The 8,982-nt window shown below is 64.7% G+C and carries 6 protein-coding genes and 1 tRNA gene; 1 reads left to right on the top strand and 6 read right to left on the bottom strand.

From position 1 onward, the window contains the following. The 4 genes from cpaB to ACK4SV_RS14365 all read right to left on the bottom strand — a co-directional run. Nucleotides 1-776 (bottom strand): Flp pilus assembly protein CpaB (cpaB, locus tag ACK4SV_RS14380; RefSeq protein ID WP_409918537.1); only part of this gene is annotated, 776 nt, incomplete at its 3' end. Between the two features lie 196 nt (nt 777-972). Then, the gene (locus ACK4SV_RS14375; protein ID WP_409918536.1) at nt 973-1,977 is read right to left on the bottom strand and encodes a threonine/serine dehydratase; all 1,005 of its coding nucleotides are present in this window, start codon (nt 1,975-1,977) and stop codon (nt 973-975) included. Between the two features lie 49 nt (nt 1,978-2,026). Further along, entirely contained in the window at nt 2,027-2,227 is a 201-nt protein-coding gene (locus ACK4SV_RS14370) for a hypothetical protein (protein WP_409918535.1), read from the bottom strand. A gap of 94 nt (nt 2,228-2,321) precedes the next feature. Further along, a tRNA-Asp gene (locus ACK4SV_RS14365) sits at nt 2,322-2,398 on the bottom strand. A gap of 214 nt (nt 2,399-2,612) precedes the next feature. On the opposite strand from ACK4SV_RS14365, the gene ACK4SV_RS14360 reads away from it, so the two are divergent. Further along, nucleotides 2,613-5,471 carry an AsmA family protein gene (locus ACK4SV_RS14360; RefSeq protein ID WP_409918534.1) on the top strand — a complete coding sequence of 953 codons (2,859 nt, stop codon included), beginning with the start codon at nt 2,613-2,615 and terminating at the stop codon, nt 5,469-5,471. Nucleotides 5,472-5,479: 8 nt separating this feature from the next. Here the strand turns inward: ACK4SV_RS14360 and ACK4SV_RS14355 are convergent, their stop codons facing one another. Both ACK4SV_RS14355 and ACK4SV_RS14350 read right to left on the bottom strand, forming a co-directional pair. Then, complete coding sequence (locus ACK4SV_RS14355; RefSeq protein WP_409918533.1) at nt 5,480-7,891, bottom strand: putative bifunctional diguanylate cyclase/phosphodiesterase; 2,412 nt, start codon at nt 7,889-7,891, stop codon at nt 5,480-5,482. Continuing rightward, nucleotides 7,891-8,982 (bottom strand): putative bifunctional diguanylate cyclase/phosphodiesterase (locus tag ACK4SV_RS14350; protein WP_409918532.1); only part of this gene is annotated, 1,092 nt, incomplete at its 5' end. The genes ACK4SV_RS14350 and ACK4SV_RS14355, both read right to left, overlap by 1 nt.

Here is an 8,982-nt window from a genome sequence, read left to right as displayed (position 1 = left end):
CCCCCGGCCCCCGGGGTGGGCGGCGGGGGCGGCGGCGCCGCCGCTTCCGTCCGTACCATGACATCCGGCACATCTTCATTGCGGCTGATCAGGGCGAGCGCCAGCGCGCCGCGCCGGTTCGCCGCGCCCAGCAGCAGCGCATCTTCCGGCGTCACTTCCAGCGTCACCGTGCTCGACAGGCGCGCGCCTTCAAGGTCCGGCGCGAAGGTCTGGTCAACGGCGAGAACTTTGACTGATTTCAGGACGGCGCGGGCCACCAGTTTGCCAGATGTCCGGCTGTCGCCTTCAAGATAGCCCGACTGCGCGCGCTGATCGTCAAACTCGTTCACATCCACCCGGTCCCCCGGCAGGATGAAGCCCGCCACACCGGTATCATTCTGCACGACAATCGACACAGCCCGCATCCCGGGCGTGATGTTCGCCGCAAGGATCAGCATGGCGCCGTCCAGGCTGACTTTTTCCTCGAGGATCGGCTCGCCCGGAAAGATCGTGCCGCGCGCCAGCGCCCGCTGCCCGGCTGGAAGCCCGCTTGTGAGGGCGCCCGGCGGCAGCGCCTTCTCAGGCCATTCAACGCTGCGCACCATGCCGGGTTCAATCGCCTGCCCTGCCTCGATCCGGGCCGCCGCCACGATCACCTGGCTCATCTGGATGACCGGCGCCGCAGGCGCGGCGTTCGCTTCCGGCGCGCGCTCCGACATGAACTCACGCCCGAAGAAAACAGCGCCGGCCCCAAGGATGAGCGACAGCCCGAGGCTGATCAGGGGAAGTGCTTTCATGTCCTACGCCCTCGCTGCGCACCGCTGCGGGCGATGCGTCCAGTGAAAGGCATACTCATCACCCGATAAAGCGGGCTGAAGGGAACGCGGTTAATCTCATCCGGGTGCGGAAGATGAGATTAACCATGACGCGCGCTGATCACGCACCATGATCCGGAAAGTTGACCCTCAACAGCCGGGCCGCCTGCGGATGTCTTCAAGGGGCAGCGGTGCTGCCTGAGAGGATTTCGGCGAACTGCGCCGCATCCACATTCCCGCCCGTGACAAGAATGCCGACACGCTTGCCCTGCATCTCCGCAGGCACGCCCGTCAGCGCGGCCGCGAGCGCGGCTGCCCCACCCGGCTCCGCCACGATCTTCAGGTACCGGAAGGCCATCCGCATCGCATGGGCGACCTCTTCATCCTTGACCGTCAACCCGCCCGACAGCAGCCGCCGGCCGAGCGCAAAGGTCAGCCGGCCCGGCTCCGGCGTCAGGATCGCATCGCAGATGGACCGCGTGCCCGGCGCATTGCCCAGCACTGCGCCTGCCGCGAGCGAGCGCGCCCAGTCGTCATGCCCTTCCGGCTCCGCCGTCCATATCCGCGTGGAAGGCGAGAGCCGCTCGAAGGCAAGCGCAACGCCCGTGATAAGCCCACCGCCCCCGGTGCAGCAGATCAGGTGATCCAGCGGCTTGCCCATCGCCTCGGCCTGCCGCGCAAATTCGAGGCCGGCCGTGCCCTGCCCGGCAATAATGTCGAAATCATCATAGCTCGGCACGACCACTGCGCCGCGCTCGGCAGCGAGGCGCGCGGAAATCTCTTCCCGGCTCTCACGGTGGCGGTCATAGAGGTGGACCTCGCCGCCATCGGCGCGCACGCCGTCCACCTTCACCTTCGGGGCATCGGACGGCATAACGATCAGCGCCGGCATCCCCAGCAGCCGCGCGGCCCGCGCAACGCCCTGTGCGTGATTGCCGGACGAGAAGGCGACCACCCCGGCCCGGCGCCCGGAATCCGGGATCTGCGCCAGACGGTTCATCGCGCCCCGTATCTTGAAGCTGCCGGTCACCTGCAGGCATTCGGCCTTGACCAGCAGCTGCGCGCCTGCGGCGGCGTCCAGCGCCTCATGGCCGAGCACCGGCGTCTCGCGCACAACGCCTTCCTGCCGCCCGGCGGCGGCCACAACATCCTCGAAAGCCGGTAAGGTCAGGGTCTCGCTCATGCCCCGCTCATGCCGGAGGAATGCGGACTGGTAAACAGGGCTTTCCCGCTCAGCCCTCGCGCCGCTCGCAATCCCGGCCCGGCTTGTTGCTTGCCAGAATGGACAGGCTGGCGAGCGAGACGAGCGCCGCGAGCGCCCAGATGCCAAGGCGGCTGCCATCACCGCCGCTCAGCATCGTGGTTACAAAGGCAAGGACGGCGAACGCGGCTGCAATCGCGATGAAAAGAGCGATGGAGCTGCGCGCACACATGGAGCACCTCCGGTCTGTGCAGCCGGCGCAGATCATGAATGCGCCCGGCCACCCTGCTGGATTTTAGATACAATGAGGGAGGAGGCAAGACAAATGGCGCGAGTGACGGGGCTCGAACCCGCGACCTCCGGCGTGACAGGCCGGCACTCTAACCGACTGAGCTACACCCGCGCATCTGGCACCCCTGAGCGGGGCGAAGCGTCTCCTTAATCAAGCGGGCGGGGCGGGTCAAGCACTCAAGATCAGGCATCTGCAGGCCCGTTCACATTCCCGTGCATGCCGCCTGCCGCCCCGCTGCGCCACCGTTTCTTGCCGCGATTGCCATGCACAGGACACATTCCGGCCCCATGTGCTATTCGCTAGGAATCACAGCGGATTCGACACGATGACGACCAAACGTATCGCCCTGATCAGTGCAGCCATTGCCGGTCTCCTGATCGCCGCGCTGCTCACCGTGCCCTTCCTGGTGCCCAAGAGCGTTTACCGCGCGCAGATCGAGCGGGCCGCCACCCAGGCGCTGCAGCGCGACGTAGTCCTGTCCGGCGATGTGCGCCTGTCGGTGTTCCCGCAGATCGCAGCCAGCGTCGGCGGCGTGACCGTTGCCAATCCGCAAGGGTTTGACGGGCCCTACATGATTCAGGCCGGGGAGCTGCGCGGCTCGGTCCGGCTGCTGCCGCTGCTCTCCGGCCGTGTCGAGGTACGCGAACTCGCCTTCGTCGATGCCTCCGTCTCTCTCCAGCGGCTGGAGGATGGCAGCACAAACTGGGTGTTCGGCGACCCGGCCCCGCCGGCAGAGCGCCCCCCCGCGCCCGCGCCGTCCGAGACACCGGCAGCGCCCCGCAGCTTCAATGGCGGGGTCGAGCAGGCACGCCTGACCAACGCGATGCTGGCCTACCGCGACGCGCAGACGGGGGAATATTATGAACTGCGCGACCTGAACCTGCAGGCCTCGATGCCGGCGCCGAATTCGCCGTTCCGCATCCGCGCCAAGGGGATTTTCCAGGCGAACCCATTCGAGCTGAGCGCCAATATCGAAACGCTCGACGCGCTGCTCGGCAACAAGCCGGCGGACATCCGCGCCGAGCTTGAGACGGCCTTTGCGAAGGTCCGCTATGATGGCAGCGTCACCCTCGGCGACGTGCCGCTTCTGGACGGCACATTCAATGCCTCCTCACAGGCCCTGCCCGCCCTTGCCGCGCTGACCGGGGCCGACATTCCCTACGATCTCGCCAAGCTGGGCAGGATCAACCTCGAGGGCGCCGTGTCGGGCCCCGCCGACCAGCTGCGCATCGACATCCGCCGCCTGACCCAGACCTCCGACCTGATGCGCACTTCGTTCAATGGCGATGTGCTGCTCGGCGAGGAACCGTCCATTGACGGCAAGCTTACCCTTGATGTCCCGAATCTCGCCGCCCTTGCCCAGTTCGCGGCGCTTGAGATGCCGCTGAACCTCGCCCCGCTCGGCCGGGGAGACATCGCCGCCAGCATCACCGGCTCGCTGCTGGCGCCGGGACTGACCTTCGAGAAACTGAACGTCAAGGGCAGCCTGATTGATGCCGGCTATACCGGCACAGTCACGCTCGGCGAGGTGCCGGCGCTGGCGGGCCGGTTCAGCTTCCGCAGCAACCGGATGGGCGAACTCGCCCGCCAGCTCGGCCTCGACCTGCCCGCCGCCGCTGCGCTGGAGCGGGTCGACCTGTCGGCCATCATCACTGGCCCGGCAGATGCCCTCGCCCTCAGCAATCTCGACTTCAAACATGAGGGCAGCCTCCTGAAGGCCGCCTATACCGGCTCGGCCAGCCTCGGCGGCGACGGCGCCCTGAACGGCCAGATGTCGGCTTCCAGCGCGAAGCTGCGCAACCTGCTCGCGGCAGCAGATGTGGCCCTCGAGCCCGGCAGTACCCTGCAGACCTTCGATGCCAGCGCAGCCGTTCAAGGCAGCTTCACTCAGCTCACCTTCTCCAATCTGGACCTGAAGCTCGACAAGATAAGCGCCCGGGGAACGGCCGGCCTCGACCTCACCGGCGAACGGCCGAAGCTGACCGGGCGGCTCGACATGGGCGCGCTGGACCTGTCGCCCTTCCTGGCGCCCGCCGACCAGGCACCAAAACAGCCCCAGCCCCTCGAAGCCTGGAGCAAGGACAAGCTCGATCTTGCAGGCCTCACCGCCGCCGATGCCGACCTGCAGATCACCACCTCCCGCCTCACCCTCGGCAGCGTGGTCCTGACCGATGCCGCGCTGACTGCCGCGCTCGACAATGGCCGCCTGCAGGCAGACCTCTCGCGCTTCACAGCCTTCGGCGGGCGCTGGGCCGGCCAGCTCAGCGTTGACGCCTCACAGCCGGTGCCGGCCTTTGCCTTCAATATGGACGGCAGCAGCGTTGCGATTTCCTCCCTTCTCGGCACCCTCGCCGGCTTCGACCGGCTGACGGGAACCGGCGCCTTCAAGGTGGACGCGACGGCGCGCGGCACCTCGATCGACGAGATCATCCGGGGCCTGAATGGCAATCTCTCGACCAACCTGAATGAGGGCGCCCTGAAGGGCCTGAACGTCACCCAGCTCGTGCGCAGCGCCCAGTCGCTCCAGCAGGCGGTGACCACCGGCAACTACTCCCAGCTCGATTTCCGGGGCGTCCTGTCACCTGCTGCGGAGACCGAATTCACGAGCTTCAATACCGTGCTCTCCATGCGCAACGGTGTTGCGAATGTGGATATCCTGAAACTCCTGAACCCGGTCCTTGGCGTCGATGGCACGGGGCGGATCGACCTTGGCGGCCAGTCACTCGACATCAAGCTCGCCACCGCTATCGACCGGACCGGCCAGGGCCAGGGCGCCACCCTGCAACTCGCCGGAATTCCGGTCCCGGTGCAGATTTCCGGCAACTGGAATGCGCTGCGCGTCACGCCGGACTTCTCCGGCGTGCAATCCGCCCTGCAGGCCGAGCTGGCCGGGCGGCTGCAGCAGGAGATCACAGGCCGGACGGGCGATGTCGCGGGCTCGATCATCGGCGGCATCATCGGGGGCGGCCAGCCTCAAGCGCCGACACAAACGCCGGACTCACCGGACGGCACAGAGACCCCAGCAACCCCGCCGCGCTCCCCGCAAAGCCAGATCGAAGACGCTGCCGAACGGGCCGCACGCGAGGCGCTTGGCAATCTCCTTGGGCGGAGGCCTCCCGCCCAGCAGCCCGCCCCCCAGCCGGCCCAGCCTGCGGAAACACAGCCAGAGCCGGAAGGCGAATAGGCCGGCGCCTAACCCGTCTTTGAGCGGACGGTATCCTGAACCAGCCGGGGCCCGGCCGGCCAGCTGGACAGGGGCTCTGAACGCACCACCGGCGCCTCCATGAACGGCGTCACCTCGATCAGGTGTGTCAGCTGGTCCAGCGGCAGCGCGCGGCTGATGAAGAAGCCCTGAAGCTCCTCGCAGCCCATATCTCGCAGGAACTCTGCCTGGTAGAGTGTCTCGACGCCTTCTGCCGTGCAGCGCATGCCGAGCGACTTGGCAAGATTGACGGTCGCCATCGTGATCGCCTGAGAATCCGTGCGCGATTCCATATCGCTGACGAATTGCCGGTCGATCTTGATCCGGTCGAACGGAAAGGCGCGCAGCAGGCTAAGCGAGGAATAGCCCGTTCCGAAATCATCCAGAGCGATGCTGATGCCAAGATCGCGCAGCTGGTGCAGCCGGCGCAGCGTCGCGCCCGTATTGCTCATCAGCGCGGTCTCGGTGATCTCAAGTTCCAGCCGGGCCGGATCGACGCCGCTGGCTGCAATCGCATTGATGATGGTCGTTACCAGCGTCACCGAATGGATCTGCAGCGGCGAAATGTTGATCGACAGGCGCAAATGTTCCGGCATCCTTGCGGCTTCCGCCAGCGCCGCCCGGATGACCCATTCGCCCATCCGCGTGATCAGGCCGTTTTCCTCGGCATGTTCGATGAACTCGCCCGGATAGACGATGCCGCGCTGCGGATGTTCCCAGCGCACCAGCGCTTCACAGGCCACCACCTTGTGGCTGCTTGCATGAACAACAGGCTGGAAATAGACCCGCAGCTCGCCTTCTTCGAGCGCGCGCTGGAATTCCTCGCGGATCTCCTGGCGCACACGCGCTCGCTCCTCCAGCTCGGCGGAGAACATGCACCATTTCGCCTTGCCGAGATGCTTCGCCTGGTAAAGCGCAAGATCGGCATGGGTCATCATCACGCGCGGCTCCGGCACAGACGCCTCGAAAATCCGTACACCGATGGATGCCGAACAGGTCGCGCTGGAGCCCCAGATATTATACGGCCGGCTCATCTCGGTCGCGAGATGGTCCAGGAAGGTCTCCAACGCGTCCTCCGATGGCCGCTCGACGATCAGCGCAAACTCGTCGCCGCCAAGGCGCGCCATGAAATCATCCGGCTGGCACAGCGCTTTCAGCCGCCCGGAGACCTGCCGGAGAAGCTCGTCCCCCGCCGGGTGACCGAGCGTATCGTTGACCCATTTGAAGTTATCGAGATCCATCAGCAGCAATGCCTTGCAGGCCGCCGGGTTCACCCGCTGCTCGAAAGCTTCGCGCACCTTGTCCTGCGCGGTCATGCGGTTGGCGAGACCCGTGAGGCTGTCAAAATGCGCCATGCGGGCGATTCGGTCCTCAATCTCCTTGGACTCGGTGATATCCGCCGCAACCCCGCGGAAGCCCTGGAACAGGCCATTCTCGAATACCGGCTTGCCGGTCACCGACCACCAGCAGCCCGCCCCGTTTTCGTCGGTCGTGCGCACAGCTAGATCCCGGAACGCAGCGTGCGCGGCAAGCGCGTCTTCCAGCGCGTCCTTCGCGTCTCCGGATTCGAACATCGACAGGAATTGCTCCCCCGCCGGCATTCGCCCACCGGAAACCGCCGAAATCTGGCTGTCGCCTTCAAAAGCAAGCGGAAGGGGCTGCAACACGCCGTGGCTGTCGGTCTGCCAGAGCCAGTCCGAAGCGCTCTCCTCGAAATCGCGCAGCAACAAGCCGATGAGCTGGTGCTGTTCCTGGATCGCGGCCTCGCCGAGATACTGCTCGACAAACTGCCGGTGAGTCCATTTGACCGCCACTACCAGCAGCATCAGGTAGAAGATCGTCAGGATAGAGATCATCATGTAATTGCTGCCGGGCTGGAATTGCAGCGCGACCGCCATGCCGAGTCCGGTCGGCACAATGAAGCTGTAGGCCGCCTTCGGGATCCGCGACAGCAGGAACCCGCCCGCGAACATCATGCCCGCCACAATGATGCCCATCAACATATGCCCGTGCGGGTCGCCGCCGATATGGGCGATCACCGGCCCGGTGCCCCAGAGGACACCGTTCATCACCGAGCAGTGCACATAATCGCGGATCGCGCGGCGGTTGTTGCGTTTTTCGGGCGGGGATTTTTGGAAGCTGATATGCTTGTTCAGCGCCGCCCAGTTCACCGCCAGGCCAACACCCGCCCAGACCAGCAAAAGCTCCATCGGCGCCGCCTGGATGAACAATCCGACGACCGCCACGATATTGATGATGTTGGACAACAGGATGATGCTGGTGATACGCGCCATCGACGCCATCTGCTGGGCCTGCAGGCCGGCAACGCGGCTCTCCGGCACAGCCGCCTCGGAAAACCACCAATCAGATCTTTCTGTGCGGAGGCGTTGCTTCATCGGCATTACACAGCGATCCCGTCTTCATTCGTTTTTTCGAACTTGAGAAGCCGAACACGGTCCGCCTGCTGATGGAGCGTTCGCGTACAGGCGTCATCCTTCATTGCAGAATCCGCAATAATCAACCCACACGCTTCCAGACGGCAGGGTTTGCTGATCAGGAAACCTTGCAGGTCATTGCATCCAAGATCCCGGAGGAAGTCCGCCTGAAAATCGGTCTCAACACCCTCTGCCACTGTCCGCAAGCCCATCAGCCGCGCCAGCGTCAGAACCGATTCAATAATCGCGCGGTTTTCAATATCGCTCTCGTTCTCAAGCCCGCGCACAAAGTTCTGGTCAATCTTGATCTTGTTGAACGGAAACATCTTCAGATAGGTGAGCGAGGAATAGCCCGTACCAAAATCATCAAGGGAAATGGAAAAGCCGAAATCTCGCAGCTGCTTCAACCGCTCGAGCACCGCGCCGGTGTCAGACATCAAGGCCGATTCGGTTATTTCAAGATCGATACGCTTCGGATCAACGCGGTTGGTCGCTGCCGCATTTATCAACGTAGAGACCAGCTGCGGCGAGTTCATCTGGAGCGGAGAGATGTTGATTGCCATCTTGATGGCTTCCGGCAATCGCGCCGCAGCAGCCACGGCTGTACGAATGATCCACTCCCCAATGCCGACAATCGTTCCGTTCTCCTCGGCAATGCTGATGAATTCCGATGGCGGGATCGTGCCGTAGACAGAGTGTTCCCACCGAAGCAGCGCCTCGAAGCCTACCAGCTGCCGGCTGTGTGCATCCACCTGGGGCTGATAGACGAGTTGCAATTCATGCCTTGAAAGTGCCTCCCGGATATCGGAATCGATCCGCAACTTGGTATCAGCCTCCAGCTCCAGCGCACGTGAAAACATCGCCCAACCGCCCCGCCCCAGACGGCGCGCCTCGTGCAAGGCGAGATCGGCCTGTTTCAGAACGGTGCGCACATCCCCTGACGACGCATCGATGCTCTGCCCCCAACAAACTGGATCGTTTCGGCTTGGAGTTTCCGGTATCCTGGAACCTGGCTGGGAGGAGACAGAAGGATGCGAGCATCGAAGTTCACGGACGCG

Source organism: Hyphomonas sp. (assembly GCF_046313735.1).
Taxonomy (GTDB): Bacteria; Pseudomonadota; Alphaproteobacteria; order Caulobacterales; family Hyphomonadaceae; genus Hyphomonas.
This window is presented reverse-complemented; position numbering and strand designations above follow the sequence as displayed.